Origin of the sequence: Parabacteroides distasonis (assembly GCF_004793765.1) — a bacterium.
Classification (GTDB): Bacteria; Bacteroidota; Bacteroidia; order Bacteroidales; family Tannerellaceae; genus Parabacteroides; species Parabacteroides distasonis_A.
In genome coordinates this window covers 23,100-43,890 of sequence record NZ_SRYM01000028.1, presented here as the reverse complement: position 1 = coordinate 43,890, position 20,791 = coordinate 23,100, and the positions used below count along the sequence as shown (strand labels likewise).

The 20,791-nt window shown below is 41.5% G+C and carries 14 protein-coding genes; 8 read left to right on the top strand and 6 right to left on the bottom strand.

The annotated features are described in order from the left end of the window. Positions 1–32 precede the first annotated feature (32 nt). Both E5342_RS10915 and E5342_RS10910 read right to left on the bottom strand, forming a co-directional pair. Positions 33–773 (bottom strand): glycosyltransferase family 2 protein, encoded by a 741-nt coding sequence (locus E5342_RS10915; RefSeq protein WP_121736987.1) that lies wholly within the window; start codon positions 771–773, stop codon positions 33–35. Next, entirely contained in the window at positions 770–1,885 is a 1,116-nt protein-coding gene (locus E5342_RS10910; RefSeq protein ID WP_135959371.1) for a hypothetical protein, read from the bottom strand. Before E5342_RS10910 ends, E5342_RS10915 begins: the two co-directional genes overlap by 4 nt. A gap of 59 nt (positions 1,886–1,944) precedes the next feature. Here E5342_RS10910 and E5342_RS10905 point away from each other — a divergent pair, with 59 nt between their 5' ends. Continuing rightward, entirely contained in the window at positions 1,945–2,529 is a 585-nt protein-coding gene (locus tag E5342_RS10905; protein ID WP_121736985.1) for a non-canonical purine NTP diphosphatase, read from the top strand. Positions 2,530–2,534: 5 nt separating this feature from the next. Continuing rightward, positions 2,535–4,859 (top strand): two-component regulator propeller domain-containing protein, encoded by a 2,325-nt coding sequence (locus tag E5342_RS10900; protein ID WP_135959370.1) that lies wholly within the window; start codon positions 2,535–2,537, stop codon positions 4,857–4,859. Between the two features lie 73 nt (positions 4,860–4,932). Here E5342_RS10900 and E5342_RS10895 read toward each other — a convergent pair whose 3' ends face one another. Then, complete coding sequence (locus tag E5342_RS10895) at positions 4,933–7,353, bottom strand: TonB-dependent receptor (RefSeq protein WP_121736983.1); 2,421 nt, start codon at positions 7,351–7,353, stop codon at positions 4,933–4,935. Positions 7,354–7,912: 559 nt separating this feature from the next. Beyond that, on the bottom strand, positions 7,913–8,899 hold the full coding sequence (gene nadA, locus E5342_RS10890) for a quinolinate synthase NadA (RefSeq protein ID WP_121736982.1): 987 nt from the start codon (positions 8,897–8,899) through the stop codon (positions 7,913–7,915). A 696-nt stretch (positions 8,900–9,595) separates the two neighbouring features. On the opposite strand from nadA, the gene E5342_RS10885 reads away from it, so the two are divergent. Continuing rightward, on the top strand, positions 9,596–10,126 hold the full coding sequence (locus tag E5342_RS10885; RefSeq protein ID WP_121736981.1) for an RNA methyltransferase: 531 nt from the start codon (positions 9,596–9,598) through the stop codon (positions 10,124–10,126). Here E5342_RS10885 and E5342_RS10880 read toward each other — a convergent pair. Beyond that, on the bottom strand, positions 10,118–10,723 hold the full coding sequence (locus E5342_RS10880; protein WP_121736980.1) for a DUF4294 domain-containing protein: 606 nt from the start codon (positions 10,721–10,723) through the stop codon (positions 10,118–10,120). The two genes, E5342_RS10885 and E5342_RS10880, sit on opposite strands and share 9 nt — an antisense overlap. Before the next feature lie 119 nt (positions 10,724–10,842). On the opposite strand from E5342_RS10880, the gene E5342_RS10875 reads away from it, so the two are divergent. From E5342_RS10875 to E5342_RS10855, 5 genes are read left to right on the top strand one after another with little or no spacing between them, the layout of a single operon-like run. Next, positions 10,843–11,022 (top strand): hypothetical protein, encoded by a 180-nt coding sequence (locus tag E5342_RS10875; RefSeq protein ID WP_121736979.1) that lies wholly within the window; start codon positions 10,843–10,845, stop codon positions 11,020–11,022. Positions 11,023–11,043: 21 nt separating this feature from the next. Then, a complete protein-coding gene (locus E5342_RS10870) occupies positions 11,044–11,853 on the top strand; it encodes a hypothetical protein (protein ID WP_121736978.1) in 810 nt (269 codons plus the stop codon). A gap of 13 nt (positions 11,854–11,866) precedes the next feature. Continuing rightward, complete coding sequence (locus E5342_RS10865) at positions 11,867–13,927, top strand: ComEA family DNA-binding protein (RefSeq protein WP_121736977.1); 2,061 nt, start codon at positions 11,867–11,869, stop codon at positions 13,925–13,927. Positions 13,928–13,960: 33 nt separating this feature from the next. Continuing rightward, positions 13,961–14,740, top strand: coding sequence for a radical SAM protein (locus E5342_RS10860; protein ID WP_121736976.1), 780 nt, complete (start codon positions 13,961–13,963; stop codon positions 14,738–14,740). A 32-nt stretch (positions 14,741–14,772) separates the two neighbouring features. Then, entirely contained in the window at positions 14,773–18,396 is a 3,624-nt protein-coding gene (locus tag E5342_RS10855) for a glycosyl hydrolase 2 galactose-binding domain-containing protein (RefSeq protein WP_135959369.1), read from the top strand. A gap of 100 nt (positions 18,397–18,496) precedes the next feature. Here E5342_RS10855 and E5342_RS10850 read toward each other — a convergent pair whose 3' ends face one another. After that, the gene (locus E5342_RS10850; protein ID WP_121736974.1) at positions 18,497–19,774 is read right to left on the bottom strand and encodes an ATP-binding protein; all 1,278 of its coding nucleotides are present in this window, start codon (positions 19,772–19,774) and stop codon (positions 18,497–18,499) included. Between the last annotated feature and the right edge of the window lie 1,017 nt (positions 19,775–20,791).

Sequence of the window (20,791 nt, the reverse complement as noted above, 5' to 3'; positions counted from 1 at the left end):
ATAGAAAACAGCTCTTTTTTGTGATATAAATACTACTTCAAAATTCTATATTTTTTTATTCTCACCTTATGTAAAAAATACTGAAAAGCTACACCTAATACTCCCAATCCGTACACCATACTATTGTATAACTTAATAGAAGAAGCTTCAGGAAAATATTTTGTAGGACAAGTAACCTCGGCTATTTCATAACCTTTATCACATATCTGAGCGATTACTTGATTATCAAAAACAAAATTATCCGAACATTTCTTATAATCAATGGATTTTAAGACCTCAGACGAAAAAGCCCTATATCCCGTATGATACTCAGATAACTTATTATTCATTAATATATTTTGTATCAATGTAAGTACACGATTACTTATATATTTATAAATAGGCATTCCACCTCTTAAAGCCCCTTTTCCTAAAATCCGCGAACCAAAGACTACTTGATAGACATCATCCGCAATCACATAAGTCATAGCATGTATCAATTTAGGTGTATATTGATAATCTGGATGAAGCATAATCACAATATCCGATTTCAACTCAAGTGCCTTATCATAGCAAGTTTTTTGGTTTCCCCCGTATCCCTTATTTATCTCATGAGAAATAATATGTTTAATACCTAACTCACGTGCTTTTTTTACTGTTTCATCATTGCTTTTGTCATCCACCAAAATCACATGATCTACTATATCAAAAGGAATCTCTTGATAAGTTTGTTCTAACGTCTTTTCGGCGTTATAAGCAGGCATTACGACAGTAACCACTTTATTTTCAATCATTCTTCGTCTTTATTTACAATAGTTTCTAATAAAAAAGGAAAACAAAACAGGTAATAAGAGATATCAGCTCCGTTTGTCAAAAAAGACTTTATTCCATTATCATACAATCCATATACAACATGTCCCGAAATAGTCATAAATAATAGCAAACCACTATAAAAACATATGTCCGAATACTTCTTACAAAAGAAGGGTAAGACAAAAGCTATCCCTAAAAAGCAAACTACATATGAGAAAGGCAATAATACGTCTCCCTGCGTTACAAACGGATTTAATCGTATAAAAGTATATGGATCCATACAATAAAAGGGAAGGAAAGTTAACACAAAGGCGACGATAAAACAAAGTCCCCATTTAAATAATCGCACAATATCGATCTCTTTTCGCAAACAAATATACATACCCCATATAATAAGGGGCAAAGCGAACACAATACGCATAGAAAATAATATGCCGCCTATAAATGCCCATCCATAAAAACTTAAGCCGGAACGCTTGGGTAAATCTTTCAAACAAAATAAATATAAGCCAAATAATAAGGAGTTAATATAAATCGTACTGCGGGAAAATACCTCCCAATAGATAGCTAAGGAAGATAAAAGCAATACCATTAATAATCCCAAGCTATTACGATCAAGCCTTTTCTGAAAATACCATAAAGTCAGCCATAATCCGCCAATAGTCAACCATCCAACCTCTCCCACTTTATAAAAAGGATAGGCCATTATAAAATAAAAAGGCATAGGCCCCGGATAATTACCACCCGGACTATGAACCCCGTATGGATAAATCCCATTAGAAACCGAATCCCAAAATAATTGGATCATCTCCCAACGATCTACACTCAAACTTTCTTTTGGAATAAAATGAAATATAAACCCGCTACTAATGGTGAGCAATCCCATACATCCGATCCATGCCCATATAGGGATGACAAGTTTCTGCTTTTTATACAAAAAAAATAACAAACATATAAACGTTATATATCCTCCCATCGCTACTAAACCTGTAGTTAAAGATACTCTATACAAGTATTTAAAATAAAATAAGGTATTTATCGTTATAAATAGGCAACCAGCTACAAACCGCTGGATAGTAATACGAGAGTTCATATATTTTTATTTACTTTGTACGATGCAAAGATACTCACTTTTAATAAAATAAGTAAAAGATGAAAAAGAAACTTGTTTTCGCAACAAACAACTCACATAAACTACAAGAAGTCTCGAAGATCCTTGGAGATAACCTTGAATTAGTTAATTTACATGATATTAATTGTCAGGAGGATATTCCTGAAACAGCTGATACTTTGGAAGGAAACGCCTTGCTTAAAGCTCGATATATAAAAGAACACTACGGCTTCGATTGTTTTGCCGATGATACCGGACTTGAGGTAGAAGCATTAAATAACGCTCCGGGTGTATATTCCGCACGTTACGCCGGACCAGGACATGACGCACAGGCCAATATGCGGAAATTGCTTTGCGAGATGGAAGGAAAAGAAAATCGAAAGGCTCGTTTCCGTACTGTAATAGCCTTGATTCTGGATGGTAAGGAATATTTGTTCGATGGAATCATTAATGGTGTTATCACCGCTGAGAAAAAAGGTGAATCCGGTTTTGGATACGATCCTATCTTTATGCCGGATGGTTATACACAAACATTTGCCGAGCTTGGCGATGATATAAAGAACACGATCAGCCATCGTGCTCTTGCCGTACATAAATTGGCTGAATTTTTATCTTCCTTATCTTGATAAATATGAAACGTATCTTATCCATATACTTACTATTATGTGCTTTGACACAAATTATCCAAGCACAAGGTGTCGGAACTTGGACTCCGTACCTGTCTTACTACAGTACGACAAACGTGACGGAAGCTAACAACACTGTTTTCGCCGTAGCAAATGGTTCCTTATATAGCTACGGTAAGGAAGACCAGAGTTTAAAATTTTATTCCCGTCAAAATGGATTAAGCGATAACGGCATTACCCATATAGATTATAACCAAGAGACCAAGACCTTGTTAATCATTTATAGTAGTGGTAATATCGATTTATTGAGCGATGTTGGTATTTATAATATCCCTTATATACAAACCAGCACAAACATACAAGATCAAACGGTTAATTCGATCTATTTTTACAAAGAGTACGCTTATTTATCCATGAATTTTGGTATTGTCGTAGTCAATATGCGTAAAAATGAGATTACGGATACTTACAGACTTAATAAAATAGTAAGATCCGTATGTATCAAAGGTAATTCTATCCATGCCGCTACATCAGAGGGATTATTATCCGCTTCTACGAATGATAATTTATTAGACGCGAATAATTGGAAAAAGATCTCACTTAACACGGATAAATTTAATGAGGACGATATTGCGAAGATCGGGTTGTTTCAAAATACGCTTTGCTTTTTCGTAAAGAAAAAAGGAGTTTATTACCAAGATTCAAATAACGCGATTCAAAACTTATGTATAGATAGTGATATAAACAACATAACGGTTCAAAGAGATAAGCTTCTCGCATATACAAATACCAATACCTACATATGTTCTTCACTATCGCAAAAAACACAAGTAGCTACGGGTACGACAAATGACATATCCTGCCAAAATACATCCAATACCTATTGGGTCGCTTCCGGATCGGATGGACTAGTAGGTATGAAGCTGAAAGGAAACCAAATGGAAGTATTTGCCTCTCAGTTGATTTCTTTAGAAGATAGTCCGAAACGTAATTATTGCGACTTCATGACTTTTCAACAAGGCAAGTTATTGGTAGCCGGTGGTGGACGATGGACGAACAGAAAAGAACGCCCCGGCACATTGATGGTTTACGAAAACGGGAAATGGACCAACTTCGATGAAACGAAAATAGCACAAAAGAGCAAAGTCCGCTTCTCCGACATCACATCGATTGCCGTTGATCCTAACGACCCGACACATTACTTCGCGTCTACATGGGGAGAAGGGGTTTATGAGTTCAAAGACAATGAGTACGTGAAACTGCATAATAGGACGAACAGCACATTAGCCTCCGCTACTAGTGACGCATCTTTAAATTATACACGTGTGGAAGGACTGTGCTATGATAAGAAGGGTAATCTGTGGATGACAAATACGGCCATAGCTAGTTGCATCAACATATTGAAAAATGATGGTACATGGAGCGTATTAAAAGCCAATCAGTATAACATACTTAACAATCAGTCTCTAGTAGATAAAATATTGATTACCTCCAAAGGCCATAAGTGGATAAATATACCGCGAGAAGATGTAAGCATCATCGTTTTCGATGATAAAGGTACTATAGATGATACCTCTGATGATGTAGTAAATAAAATTACAAGTTTCAATCTGAACAAGCCAACAGGAGAAGCGATCTCTGTCAGTGGCTATTTCTGCATGGTTGAGGATAAGAACGGTACCATATGGATAGGAACCAATAGAGGCCCTATAATTTGTCCGGTGCCGGATAAAGCGGTAAACGACCCGGAAAATGTGTATTGTACCCGAATCATCCGATCCATTCAAGATGATATCCCTACTTATTTCCTAGATAACGCTAAAGTAACAGCCATCGCCGTAGATGGAGGTAATCGCAAATGGTTAGGTACGGAAGGAAACGGAGTATTTTTAGTAAATGAGGATGGAAGTGAGACCATAGAGAATTTCACGACCGAAAATTCTCCTCTACTTTCCAATAAGATAAACAGTATCGCTATTAACGATCAAACCGGGGAAGTTTTTTTCGGAACGGAAAATGGTATCATTTCTTATATGTCGGACGCTAGTGAAGGCAAGGACGATTATTCAGAAGTCTACGCTTATCCAAATCCTGTACGCCCGGAGTATGCGGATCAAGTCACGATCACGGGATTGATGACGGACTCCAACGTTAAAATAACGGATTTGAATGGCAACATTATCTTTCAAGCGAAGTCTTCCGGTGGACAACTTACATGGAATTGCCGGAACATAAACGGCAACCGTGTAGCTAGTGGCGTTTATCTGGTGCTTTCTTCCACACCTGAAGCGAAAGAAAGTGTGGTAACCAAGATTATGGTTATTAAATAAAAACAAGGGAGTGTGTCTGGAAATATCGAAACGATTTGTAGATATGGATTTTAAGACACACTCCCTTATATAATTAATGCTTTATACCCTCGAACATCTCCGAGCGATCTTCTTTCGCTTGGGTAGATTTAGCCTTGAAACTATTAAATGTCCAACTCAATGTCAATGTGATTTGTGGATATTTGGGTTTAATACGTGTCAAGGAGCGTAAATCTGCCGTTTGAATATCGCTGATATATTTGGCGGAACGGAAAATATCCCGGAAAGCTAAGGTGGCGGTTAGTTTTCGGTTACATAGTTGCTGGCGGACGGCTACGTTCGCGTACCAATAAGCGTCCGTGCGGCCTTGCGTCGTTACGGAAGGGCCTACAAAACTACCATCCAGCTGGATACGAGTGTATTTTCCCAGATTAAACAGGTTGTTCCATAGGATATCGTAATTGGTGCTTGAGGTCGTATTTCCACCGGCGGCCTGTTCGTTCTTTACCTTATAGTGATAAACGTTTCCGTTGACCGTGGTATTCCACCAGCGCACCGGATGCAGGCTGACGCTTAGCTCGATACCCGTCGAGTAATCATGTCCTACGTTCGCCATCGAATCCAAGGTTACACCGGCTGAATAAGGAACTCGCAATCGCTCGATCTTATCTTTCCGATACCGATGAAAGGCGGTGGCGGATACCGTATTTTCCCCGAAATTCTTCCGGTAGTTCACTTCAAAGGAGTTGATGTACTCCGGACGTATATCCGGATTACCGATCTCGGCCGTATAAAAGTCGCGATACGTGATATAAGGCTCCATATAGAAAAGCTGCGGACGTGTGGTACGACGGGAATAGGAAGCCAACAATCGATGCTCATTCGGGAACGTATAGCCCAAATGCACCGATGGGAAAAACTCAAAGCGGTTCTTCGTACGGTCCGCTCCCTCCACGGAACTTCGCAAGACCGTATGCGTATGCTCTCCCCTAACGCCCGCTTGCGCCTCTAAATTCTTCCACGTATGCGAAAGAATCGTATAGATAGAATTCACCCCTTCCTGAAAATAAAACGTATTGTAGATATCGTCACGCCAAAAGAACGTCTGCCCCTCGGGGTCCCACCATTCCATATTGTAATCGCCGTCTTCCAGATAGGAATAATATTGGTAACCCGCCTCTAGCTTGCCTCCCTTCCCGAAAGGCAAGGCGTAATCCAGATTGATACGCATCGTTTCCCGGTGCTCGGCCTCATAAGCACGGTGCCCCTGTTGGCGTTGTCCTTCCAAGGACATCAAGTCATTAAAGAAATATTCCAAGGCATGACCGCCATATTTGTAATAGGTGCTACCGGAAAGCTCGTGTCCCTTATCGTTGAACTTATGCTGTACCGCCAGACTTCCCAAGCCTATATTCTCATCATTATCATAATCATCTATGCTTCGATAATCTTCCGTCACCGGAGAGCGGCCCGCCGTCGAGCGGGTTTCCTTATAAGTCATCTCTCCCTTACGCTTATTTCCGCCATAGCCCCCTTCCAGATCCAACGCGATGGTTGTCTTGGGAAGATTCAAGCTCCAACCGCCTTTCAGCGTATAATGGTAACTGTCTCCCGTACGAGGCCCGACGGAATGCGAAGTCGTTGTTTGATCGCCGACGACCGTCTTCTTCTCTTGGTCGAAATCACTCTTGCGCATACGATCCGTCCATTGTCCACCGACGTACCAACGGGAACGCTGATGTTGCTGTGCCAACAAGAAATCGACATGACGGGAAAGCCATGTACTTCCCGAAAGATTCACCATCCCGCTCAATCCCCGCTGGGAATGCTTCTTCGTGATAATATTAATGATACCCACGTCGCCTTCCGTATCGTGCTTGGCGGAGGGCGTCGTGATAATCTCTATATTCTCTATATGCCCGGCCGGGACTTGCTCCAAAGCCTGTGTACCCGAGAAGACACTCGGCTTACCATCTATGTAAACCAAAAAGCCGCTGCTTCCACGGAAAGTGACATCGCCTTCCGCATCTACCCGTATGGAAGGCGTATTCTCCAATATGTCCACGGCGGAACCGCCTCCTCCCATCATATTGGAGGAAGCCTCGACCACTTTCTTATCCAGCTTATAAACCAATTGGCGTTTCTCGGCCACTACCTCCACCTCAGCGATGCCTACCTCCAAGGGATTCATCATCAACTTACCTAAATCCACCGGAGCCGAGGCATTCAAGGTTATATCATTCCTTGTCAACACATCATATCCCATCAAACGAACCATGACCACATAACTACCCGGGGCTATCTTAGTAAAGGAGAAACGTCCTTGATCGTCCGGAAAAGTCTGTTGCAAAGGTTTCTCACTTCCCATCGTAAACAGAAAGATATCCGCATAATTAATTACTTGATTCGTAGAGGCATCTATTAACTGCCCCTTAATACGGGCATCCGAAGAAGAAGCCCATGAGAGAGCGCAAATCACCCATAATAAGGCCAACATTAGTCCTATCTTTTTCATGATATTGAGAATTACAATTAGATTTCTACGCAAAAGTAACTAAATTCAGCATGTTACGGTAATTAATAGCGATCATTCTTGATATATTCTTTCCCGGGATCGCTCAGGTTCGGGTAGCGAAGCAAATGGTTTCTCCCTAGGGAAACAAAAGTTTCCCCTATAGAAAACAGAAGTTTCCTTCTATGAAAACAAAAGTTTTATATGGGGAAAACTTTTGTTTTATACCATAAAAAACCACAAATACTTATATATTAACATTTTATCTATATAAAGAAAGGAAGAAAAACGGACTGATTACATACGTAGAGTGTAGAAAATTCCTTCGACGGCATGGCAAAGACACTTACTAAAAACGGAAAATGATGGTAGATAAAGACTTACTATTGTAGATGTTTTCCTATCTACAACAATAGGATAAATATTTTAGATTCAAATGATTATAAGGATAGTTGTAGATATTGTAGATAATTTTGATTATTTATATATGATAGACCGGGCTTAGATTTTATATCACCCAAGTCCGGTCTATCCATTGAGATCGATACCGCATTTGTATGAATCAGAGTCCCAGCTTCTCAGAGATCTCCAGCATCTTCTTGATCGGTTTGATCGCTTTCTTCTGTACCTCCTCGTCCACGAATATCTCCGGCATCTCGAACTTCAAGCAATTATATAGCTTCTCCATCGTGTTCAAGCGCATGAAATTACATTCGTTGCAAGCGCAAGTGCTGTCGTTCGGAGGAGCCGGGATGAACTCCTTATCCGGACTCTGCTTACGCATCTCGTGAATAACGCCACTTTCCGTCGCTACAATGAATTGTTTCGCGTCGGACTTAATGGTATGCTTCAGCAAGGCCGCGGTCGATCCTACAAAATCTGAGACCTGTATAACCGGCTGCTTGCATTCCGGATGGGTGATCACTTCCGCGTTCGGGTACTTCTTCTTCAAAAATAAGATCTTCTCCAACGAGAATTGCTCATGCACATGGCAAGCGCCATCCCAAAGCAACATATTACGTCCCGTGATGCTATTGATATAATTACCCAAGTTACGATCCGGGCCGAAAATTATCGGTGTACCTTCCGGGAAGCTCTCCACGATCTGACGGGCGTTCGTGGAAGTAACTACCACATCCGTGACCGCTTTCACGGCGGCAGTCGTATTCACGTAAGAGATTACCGTATGACCGGGATGTTGCTTGACGAACTCGGCGAACTCCGGAGCCGGACAACTATCCGCCAAGGAGCAACCGGCATTCAAGTCCGGTACCAGCACTTTCTTATCCGGACAAAGGATCTTCGCTGTCTCTCCCATAAAGTGAACCCCGCAAAGCACGATGATATCCGCCTTCGTCTTAGCCGCCCATTGCGCCAAGGCCAGACTGTCTCCCACATAGTCCGCTATATCCTGTATATCGCCAGTTTGATAGTAATGCGCCAATATAACCGCATTCTTCTCCTTACGTAACTTGTCGATCGCTTCCTTAAGGTCTAAATCCTTAGGAACGGGCGCATCCATGTACCCGATTGATTGGTTTGTCAACATAGCCTTATATATTAATGATTCCTGTTTCTACTGCTCCCAATAGGGCTTTCACTATATATAAACAATATTATCCACAGAAAGTATTACTGATAATCTTTATTTTATCTAGTTTATTAACCTATTGTTCACAAAGCACAAAGGTATAAACTTTCTTCATTTATAGAAATAACAAGAAAGATTCTTATCTTTGCCATCGATGGATGAGCTACCATGAACCCTCAGGAGTTATCCACAATCATTATATTATATTCTTATTAATCTTTAATTTTAAAAATAAATATGATGGATATGATAGGCTGTTGAAATGGTTAATACATTTTTGTTACAATCTTTGGTTATTGACTTATTAAGGTTTGTGAACGGCTTATCAAAAGGATACCAACAGTATGGATGTCTATTTATAGATTGTAATTCTTATAGTTATAGACTTTATGAATATCTAGCTGTTTATTGTTGACAACCTTGATTGTGAAAAAATAGATCCTCCTGCGAGGTTGTCAATAGGTGTATAAGGGCTGTTGATAGTGCGTAATAAATAAGTAGCTTATTCATTTGCTAATTTGAGAAAGAGGGGGGTATGGACAAGTATTTGAATAAAGCAAGAACTATTTTTCATTTTATGTCCACTACTTATTAATAGCTTTTCAACGGCATATCCACGGATATTCGCTACTTTTGCGGTCAAAGATATTTGTTATGCGAAAATTAAAAGTAACCGAATTGAACCGCCTGACTCCCGAGGCTTTTAAGGAAAGTAAGAAGATACCTTTAATCGTTGTCTTAGACCATATTAGAAGTCTTAACAACGTGGGTTCCGTATTCCGTACCTCCGATGCTTTCCGGGTAGAGGCTATTTATCTTTGTGGCATTACGGCTTGTCCTCCGAATGCGGAGATCCATAAGACTGCCTTAGGAGCGGAAGAAACCGTAGATTGGGAATATTTCAAAGATACCCCGGAGGCTGTTGATAAATTGCGTCGAGAGGGGTATACGGTATGTGCCGTAGAGCAAGCGGAAGGTAGTGTCATGTTAGATAACTTGCAGTTAGACAAGACAAAGAAATACGCTATCGTCATGGGTAACGAGGTAAAAGGAGTTCAACAAAATGTGGTTGATAACTGTGATATATGTATTGAAATACCTCAATATGGTACAAAGCATTCCTTGAACGTATCGGTTACTACCGGTATCGTAATCTGGGATTTCTTCAAGCAGCTATCAGATTAAACCATTCTCAACCAATACGACGACCCGTTCGGTCATGGCATCTTTACCTTTCGGGTCGTATTCCGATTTGAGGCTGGCTCCGAACATGCCGGCGAAGAAATTCCAAAAGCCCGCACGGAAACTTCCCAGGTAGGCTTTCAGTAAATTGTAACTGGATTGATTACATTCCCTATCGATCAGTTTGATAAGTAGCTTACCTTGCGAGAAGGATAATTTTTTTAGTTCCGGTTTATATTGGGCGAACAACTCTTTCTCCATCCGTTTCAAGTGGGCTTGGCGAGCCTTGTCATTCGGTAAGGTTTCCATGTATTCGTAGGTCTCTATCAATGTATCATACACCATCTTGGCATAGGGCAAAGTACGCTTTACGTCTCGTACCAACTTATTGTACTTCGCTTGTTCACGCTTATTCTTAAACTTAACTTGAGGATATATGAAAACTTCCCGAAGGTTGACGACAGCCATTGTATCACCTTCATACAGCTGAGCTTTCTGATAACCTTCCGGAACAATATTTGTCTTTACCGTCTGCGCCCTCCCTTTAAAGCTAGAGAAAGCGAGTAGAGCCAAAACACAATATATCCCTTTTCGTATCATATACCGCGAAAATATAAATACTACGTGATTCTCAGCATCATTTATCTGTTAATAACTTGCTAAATGAATATAAAACATTACATTTGCGCAATTGACAACAACTTAAGCATATATTAACTATGAAGAAAGAAGATATTACCGCCTTATTCGGAAAATTCGAATCCATTTCATGTGAGGTAGAAGGCATAGAATGCTGGAGTACCAGAGAGTTACAACCCCTATTAGGATATGCCAAAGGGAATAATTTTATCAATAATGTAGTGGTGAAAGCCAAAGAAGCGTACCGGATGCAGGAGTAGAAACCATACAAAATCTTAACTATGAAATATCTATTGTTATCCTTGTTCACAGGGCTATTTTCATTGTATGTACATGGTGTTGATAACTTACGTTTACCGGATGTTCGCAGCGCGGGGATGGGAGGGAATGTAGCGACACAATCTGTTTTATTCAATCCGGCTCTTATTGTCGATAAAGAGAAAAAATCTATTCATTTAGAGTATTTTAATCGGTATACGTTGAAAGAACTGGGTACGATGTCCGGTAGTTTTTATTATCCGAATCAACTATTATCCGCAGGTGTTGATATCTCTGTTTTCGGGTTTGACGGATATAGAGAAATGATGGTTCGTGTGCTGGGAGGAAAACGCTTGGGGGATCAATGGGCGTTAGGGCTTGGAGTTCACTATAGTTTCTTGCAAACTGATCTATCGGAAAATACAAGATCCAGACTGTCAACAGACATTGGAATCACTTTCTCTCCTATTGATAAGTTGTTAATAGGAATGTTAATAATGAATTTACCATCTGTTTCTATAGGAGATAAAGATATTGAAATAGAAGATTTTAATTATTACTTAATTCAAATAAGTTTTCAATGGGAGATTATAAACAGTCTGTTAATTATAGGAAGTGTAGGAACGGAAAATGAAAACCTAGTTGTTGGGAACTTGGGTCTTGAATACACCGCTTTCGATTCTTTTTTTATTCGTGCCGGAATACAGACTGCTCCTCTCCTACCCTCTTTAGGAATTGGTTATAACTTTTCTTGCTTTACGATAGATGTAGCCTCTATTTACCATCCGATTTTAGGGATGAGTACCGGTCTTGGTTTATCATTCTCTTTTTAAATGATACTTAGCTATGAAACGATTGTTTATAATCTTGTCGATAATCCTGTTGATAAATAGTTATTACGCTAATTCTCAAATAGAATATTCTGTTGATAAGTGGATGGAGTATGTAGAGGAACTAGCCTTGGAAACCGAGGATACGGAACGTATCGAAAGTTTGTATGCCGATTTATCTTATTTAACTGAGCATCCTTTTGATTTGAATGCCGTGACGGAAGAGCAACTGAAGCGATTACCTTTTCTATCCGATCGCCAAATTGAGCAGCTCCTCTCCTATCGGAAACGATACGGAAATATGGTTAGCATCTATGAGTTGAAGAATATAGAGGATATCGATTTTCAGACGATATCTCTTCTCCTTCCATTTGTTTATATAGGTGATAATCATGTTGAAAAACGGTTGCTTACGGTTAAGAACCTGTTGAAATATGGTCGTAATGAATTACAAATCAGGTATGATCAATGTTTTCAACAGAAAAAGGGATATGGTGAACAAACGGACAGCATACTTTCGTTATATCCGAATCGTAAATATAGAGGAGAACCTTTCTATCACTCCTTACGTTATTCCTATACTTTCGAGGATCGTTTACAAGCAGGCTTCGTAGCCGAGAAAGATGCGGGCGAACCTTTTTGGAACGCATATCATAAAGGATATGACTTTTATTCCGCACATCTATTCCTAAAAGATATCAACTGGTTAAAAAGCTTGGCTATAGGGGATTACAAGATGTCTTTCGGACAAGGTTTGGTGATTAGCAATGACTTTTCCCCTAGCCGTACGGCAGTAGTCGCTCAAGCGGAGCGAAGGACAAACGGCTTCCGTAGGCACTTTTCCACCAATGAGCAGGATTTCTTCCGAGGAGTAGCCGGCACAATTACGATTAGAAACTTGGATATAAGTGTTTTCTATTCGTACCGGAAAATGGATGCGGCCGTAGATAGCTTGACATTCACCTCATTGAAAACAGACGGACTTCACCGCTTGCAACGGGATTGGGAAAAGAAGAAAACGATAACGATGCAAGTATATGGAGGAAATATCCGTTATGCTACGCCTCATTTTCATATCGGTTTAACGACTCTCTCTTATTCGTTCGGTAAGTTTAAGATGGATCCCGATCCAAAACCTTATAACCTGTTCTATTTCAGAGGTTACAATAATTTCAACATGGGTGTTGACTATATGTTGAAAACGAATCGTATCAAGTTTTATGGCGAGACCGCTCTTTCGAAAAACGGAGCTGTTTCTACCTTGAATGCCTTGCAATTAATACCTGCCTCCTACATATCTTTCTTGGTATTATACCGCTATTACGATCGCCGTTATCAAGCTTTATTTGGGAACGCTTTCTCGCAAGGCTCTACGATTCAGAACGAGCAAGGGGTTTATATGGGATTGCAATTAACCCCGATTGCCCGCTGGAAATTATCCGTTTATGCGGACTTATTCCGTTTCCCTTGGTTGAAATACGGGATAGACGCTCCTTCTGGAGGACAGGAATATATGGCTCAGATAGATTATACCCCTAGTAGAAACTATTCAACTTATCTTCGTTATAAATACCGGCAAAAAGAAAAGAATGGAATATTTGAAAATGATAATTTGTTGATAATCAATCCGTATAGACAACATCGTATTCGTTTTCAACAGGTTTATAACTTTTCTTCTCCTTTTATTTTTAAGACTTCCTTAGATGGTATTCTATTCGATGAGCCTACCAAGGAACTTAATAAAGGGGTGATGATCTCCCAAAGTATAGGTTGGAAACCCACTACCCTACCTCTTCAACTGGATGGTTATCTAGCGTGGTTTCATACGGATGGTTACAATAGCCGGATCAGTTCGTATGAGAAGAATATATTGTATGCCTTTAATATGCCTTCTTTTTATGGCAATGGGATACGGTTCGCTTTCACCTTTCGTTTGGATATTTGGAAACGTTTATCTTTATCCGCTAAACTAGCTCACACCCATTATTGGGACAGGGATTTGATAGGTACTGATACGGAGGAGATAAGCGGTTCTGATAAAACAGATCTTTATGCTTTGCTTCGCTGGAAATTTTAGAGTAGATTTGCGTGGGTAAAAACAAACAGCGCTATGTCTACAATTCTTTTTGATAAAATCGTATTTGGCCCGATACATAGTCGGCGTCTAGGTGTCTCTTTAGGGATGAATTTACTTCCTACAGACGGGAAATTATGCTCTTTTAATTGCATTTATTGCGAATGCGGATTGAATGAGAATCATAGGATTCATAGTAAACTGCCTACTCGTACGGAAGTGAGGGAAGCCTTGGAGCAAAAACTAAGTTCTATGAAAGCGGAAGGGATCGCTCCGGATGTAATTACGTTCGCCGGAAACGGAGAGCCTACGATACATCCGGAATTCGGTGGAATCATTGATGATACGATCGTTATCCGGGATCGGTTTTTCCCTGACGCTAAAATCGCCGTACTTTCTAACTCTACGATGCTCCATAAAGAGGAAGTCTTTCAAGCCTTGAATAAAATAGAGGATAACATATTGAAACTGGATTCTGTATTAGACAGTCGTATCCGGCAGATAGACGCACCTAATTCCCCAGTGTTTAATTTCGAGTTTTTATTAAAGCAATTATGCCGTTTTAACGGGAATTTGATTATACAGACCATGTTCTTGAAAGGGGAAGTAAACGGGGAATCGGTTAATAACATGACGGAAGAGGAGATAGCAGGCTGGATTTCCGCCTTAAAACAAATCCGTCCGAAACAAGTCATGATTTATACGATAGATAGGGAGACCCCGGTTAAAGCTTTGAAAAAAGCTACCAAAGAAGAATTAGATGCGATTGCGGAGAGGGCCCGGAAAGAGGGTTTTAACGTGACGGTATCTTATTAAACTAACTAATTTAGAGAAACACAATAAGTAGTATGAGAACATTGAGTAAAAAGAAAAAATTGCCTCGACTTTTGACGCTCTGTGGAGCGATAGTAATCTCCGCATTGCTAGGAGGATGTGGGCAGAGTGGTGTTCCGATAGAATCTTTCGATCGGTCGGATTATTATACTAGAGGTATCGGTTCATATCCGGGAGATCCGGGAGAGGACTTCTCCCCTTCATTACGTCCGGATTATTCCACGTATCGTAACATAGCTCTTTTGCGTAGCGCTTACAACTCCTCCAGTTATGATTACAATCTAACGGCTCAACTGGTGACGGATGGTGTTATTAGCGATAAACAACCTCAGTATCTCGATCTCTCCACGCAAAATGGGGATATCGCTCGTCGTGAGCGTGAGTGGATGATCGATCAAGGTCCTTATTCTCGCAACGCAGTTACAGGCGAGGATGCCTATTTCCTGTTCACGCTAAATAACTGGAAAGAGAAAGCCGACAAGGTGCAATTCCGCGGTAGCGTGGCTTATGACGAGAATAAGGTCAAGGACGGGTATGAGATTATTTGCGAGGGATCGAATGATGGGAATACTTGGACGGAATTGGCAGCCTTAAAGGGTAAAGGTATGCCGGGTAAGGCCAGCAAATATAAAGCCCATTCGGACCCGAACAAGAATAGCTGGGATCCGGGTACGTTGCCCACTCGGATGTTGAATGAGACATTGACGTTCGATCAACCGGGTGAGTACGCTTATTATCGGATGCGATTGAAAATGGAAGGTGCCGCTTATTGGGCATTCTTCGAGATGAATTTCTATAACCAAGATAAATTGATAGATTTGCTTCCTTCCAAATTCTTTAATAGCGCTTGGATGAGCGCCACGACAGGAGAGGAGTGGGTCTATGTGGACTTGGGTAGCCAATCCGAATTCGACAAAGTAAAATTACATTGGATCAATAAAGCGATCAAGGGTAAGATTCAAGTTTCCGATGATGCGAAACAGTGGGTTGATATAGCTAATCTTCCGGGCGGGGAAGCCAATTTGGATGAGATCAAGCTAAAAGGAAAAGGCCGCTACGTACGGGTATGGATGGAGCAACCGGCTAATGACGTACGCTATATCTTAAGCGAGATAGAGGTGATGGGTAAAGGTGGCTTGCTTGCCCAACCAGCCGCTGCTCCGGCTGCTACAAAAGACGAGATCCGTTTATCGGGCGGAAACTGGAAAGTACAACGAGCTTCCGAAGTAACCGCTTCCGGCGAGGAAATATCGAAACCTTCTTTCTCTCCGGAAAATTGGATCGTGGCGACCGTGCCGGGAACGGTATTGAGCAGTTATAAGAATATCGGAGCTATCCCGAATCCGAATTATGCGGATAACCTGATGCAGATATCCGAGTCATTCTTCAACTCTAATTTCTGGTATAGGGATGAGTTTGAGGTACCCGAAGGATTCAAGCAAGACCGTTTGTTCTTGAATTTCGATGGCATCAACTGGAAGGCCAATGTATTTGTGAACGGTAAAAAGATCGGCCGTATCAAGGGAGCGTTTATCCGGGGTGTATTCGACGTGACAGATGTGGTCGTACCGGGTAAGAATGTTGTTGCGGTGGAGATCATCAAGAATGAGCATATCGGCGCTATCAAGGAGAAATGTGAGAAGAATACGGATTTCAACGGTGGTATCTTAGGCGCTGATAACCCGACCTTCCATGCTACGATCGGTTGGGACTGGATCTCGACGATCCGTGGTCGTAATATCGGTATCTGGAATGACGTGTACTTGACTTCTACAGGCAAGGTAACGATTCAAGACCCGTTCGTACAGGTTGTATTGCCGTTGCCGGATACGACTTCCGCTACCTTGACTCCGGAAGTGATCGTGAAGAACCATGATGCCGCTCCTGTAAAGGGTGTATTGACAGGAAAGATCGGCGATATCACTTTCGAGCAACCGGTAGAATTGGCCGCAGGCGAGGAGAAGACAGTTACTTTCAACCCAAATAGCTTCAGTCAATTGAAGGTCCAGAACCCGCGTCTGTGGTGGCCTAAAGGATACGGTTCTCCTTATTTATACGACGCTAATTTCACCTTTAAGGTAGGCGATAAGGTATCCGACTCTGAGGATTTCAAGGTAGGTATCCGACAAATGACTTTCAACGAGAATAATAGCATCTTGAGTCTCTTTATCAACGGCCGTCGTTTTATCGGACGTGGCGGTAACTGGGGATTCGGTGAGTCTAATCTGAATTACCGGGGTCGTGAGTACGACATCGCCGTGGCTTACCATGCCGATATGAACTTTACGATTATGCGTAACTGGGTAGGGCAGATCGGCGACAAGGAGTTGTATGAGGCTTGCGACCGTCATGGTATCATGATCTGGCAAGATTTCTGGTTGGCGAATCCTTCCGACGGACCTGATCCTTATGACCCGGAGATGTTTATCGCCAACGCGGAGGATTACGTGAAACGTTTTCGCAACCATGCCTCTATCGGTATTTATTGCGGGCGCAACGAGGGCTTCCCGCCGGAGCAGATCGACAAGGCTTTACGCCGTATCGTGAAAGAGGATCATCCGGGCTTACATTATATCTCCAGCTCGGCGGATGAGGTGGTAAGTGGCCATGGCCCGTACCGTGCGCTTCCGGTTAAGGAATACTTTAGCTTGAAGAGTGGTAGCGATAAGTTCCATAGCGAGCGGGGTATGCCTAACGTGATGAATTACGAGAGCTTGGTTCGTACCTTCTCTCCGGATGCCTTTTGGCCGCAAAACGCTCAATGGGGACAGCACGATTATACGATGGAAGGCGCCCAGTCTTGCGCTTCTTTCAACGCTATCATCGAAAAGGGCTTCGGCAAGCCGAACAACGCCAAGGAATTCGCTGATCTGGCTCAGTGGGTAAACTATGATGGTTACCGGGGTATGTTCGAATCGAGAAGCTTGAACCGTAAGGGATTATTGCTGTGGATGACGCATCCGGCATGGCCTTCTATGGTATGGCAGACCTATGACTATTATTTCGAGCCTACCGCCGCTTATTTTGGCTGTAAGAAAGCTTCCGAGCCTTTGCATATCCAATGGAATCCGGTGACGGACGAGATCGAGGTAGTGAACTATAGCGCCGGCGTACGTGATGGCTTGACGGCGAAGGCTCAAATCATCAATATGGACGGTTCTATCTCGTGGGAAAACGAGGTATCCGTGGACAGCAAGGAGGATACGACAAATAGATGTATGAAATTAGATTTTCCCGCTAGTGTGTCTAATACTCATTTCGTGAAGCTTACATTGACCGAGAACGGCAAGATCGTATCGGATAACTTCTATCTGCGTGGCGTAGAGGAAGGCAACTACCAAGCTTTGCGTGAGCTGCCAAAGGTTACTTTACGATCCAACGTGGCAACCAATAAGGGTAATGACGGTACTTGGACCGCTACTGCTACCTTGGAGAACACTTCATCCACCCCGGCTCTGATGATCCGTGTGAATGTAGTGGGCGAGAAGGATGGCGAGCAATTCCTCCCGATGTTCTATAGCGACAACTATTTCTCCTTGCTTCCGGGCGAGAAGAAAGAGATCAACATTCATTGGAAAGATGTCGATACAAGAGGCGAGACCCCGAAGGTGGTTATCTCCGGTTATAACGTGAACTAGTCAGCTAGGGGCTGATACCTGATATGAAAAGCGGCCTTGCCAATATCTGTACGTGGATTTGGCAGGCCGCTTTCTTATTTTCGGAATGATGATGGGTTATTTAATTGTACTTTAACAACCATTTCCAGATAGGAATCACTTCGATTGTCAATCCTTCTTCCGATAGGGTCTTTTCCTCATCGCGAGTGATGATAAAGGCTTTCTCAACAGGAAACGCTTCCGATATTTTACGCAAAGCCTTGACCTCACGTTCACGGGTAACCGGATCGTCAATGCTATAAGATACTTGTATGGCCGTCTTTATATCAGGAATGTAGAAATCTACCTCAATCCCTTTATTGTAAAAAAATACCCCATCTTCTTCTCCTGTTCTATATTGTCTGATAAGGTTTATCGCTACGATATTCTCCAGTAGCTTGGTTTCTGCGTCTAACAGGAAGTTATTGAGCAATCCATTGTCGTAATAATATCGTTTGCAGCTATTCGTTCGCTCAGTCAAGGAGTCCGTGAAATTAGGGATATTGAATGTCAGATAGACTTCATTCATATAGCTTAAATAATCGGCTAAGGTGTTACGTCCTACGCTACTTCCCGAAGACTTTATGATATTTAATAATCGGGTTTGGGTGGTAGGCTGCATGACACTTTCCGCTATTTTTTTCGCGAGCAGTCGGATGGCATTGCTATTACGGATCTCGTTGCGAGCTATAATATCTCCTAAAAGGATCTTTTGATAGAGCGAATTGATCCATTCCCGTTTATCGCTTAAAGAAAAGGTCTCCGCGAATCCTCCGAAATGGAAATAGCTATCGAACAATTTAACGACTTTCAGTCGTAAATCAGGATCAAATTCCCAATTCTTCTTTAATTCGATGGAATGATACATTAAACATTCAGCGAAAGAGAAAGGAAATACCTCACGTATGATGTACCGTCCCCCCAAAGTAGTGGCAATTTCCTTACTGAGCATTTTGGCGTTGCTTCCAGTGATAAATACCCTGTATTTGGAGTCGGCCAGACGGCGGGCGAATTTTTCCCATCCATCTATGTTTTGTATCTCATCAAGATATACAAGTGGTTTACGGTTATCATACATCTCGGCATAACATTCCAATAGAATGCCTAATTCGGAGGCCTTGATTGAAGATATACGTTCGTCCTCAAAATTGATATAGAGACAATCTTCGATAGTTGTCTTTCCCGATTTTATACGATCCTGTATATCTTGATACATCTGATAGGATTTACCCGCACGACGGATACCTACTAATACGTAATTCCCGCTTTCTTCGAAAGAAATAGGTCTTTCTACTAGTTGTATTTCGCTGATTTCCTTTTGGCGTTCAGCGATAATAGCCTTTATGATCCTTTTTTCCATATCGTTGCTTCATATATAGAGCAAAGATAATACTTTTTTGCTCTATATACGGAGCAATAACGATTATTTCCGCTATCGCTTCCTTTACAACTTGGTACAATATCCCGGGACATGTTCATGTTTGACATTTTGACAATTTGTAAACGGAACCTCCGGAGAATCGATTTTTCTGGGCTCAAGTGCGGCTCGTCGCCAAATTCGCAAGAAAAAATCGGCAATCCTTTCATTGATAATGCGATACCGAAAAACGGCCTTTCATTCTAGCGGAAATAATTCATCTTAATTCATATCCATTGATTTCTTTGGACTATCCGATAGGGTTACGACTGGGTTCTAACCGGGTTACGATGCCCATTCACGACTACTGACAACCCTATTCGTGACTGTTTATAATGCCCAACGGCAGTATTGGCATAGCCAAATGCGACTATACGTGTAGGCTTTCGCCGCCTTTCGCACCCGAAAACGGGGATATTTCCACCCCAAAGGGTATTTTATCGCTCTTCTCGGCTTCTAGTTTGTCTAATTCAAAGAAAAGCATTGTCACTATTAGCTTCTATTTAGAAGCATAAAGATAAGGTAGAAGGCTTTTTTATGCTATATAGACAATAGAGCCTGCCTCGTATTGCTATACATTATCCCTATCTGAAAGATATTAGAATGCGTTGTTAATTCCAAATAAGATTCTTATCTTTAGGGCATTGTCTAACACTATAAATTTATTAGCCTATGAACAAGAAACTGTTTTTTATCTGGAGTATGTACCGGCGGTTGTACGATGCGAGCAAGATGGATATGTCTCCATTTATTATTCTTCCTATGCGGATGAGTATTTCAAGGATGACAGACTCGTTACCCAAAATTTGGGCGATATCGTGGATAAACGAATTGGGGTTACTCTCAAAGATCTCAAAACTTATAAAATTCTATTTAACTCCAAAGTGTACCTATCAGCCTCTGTCACCAACGTGATAAAGTCTTACTCAGACTATAGAGATGGATGCGATTGGGAGTGGG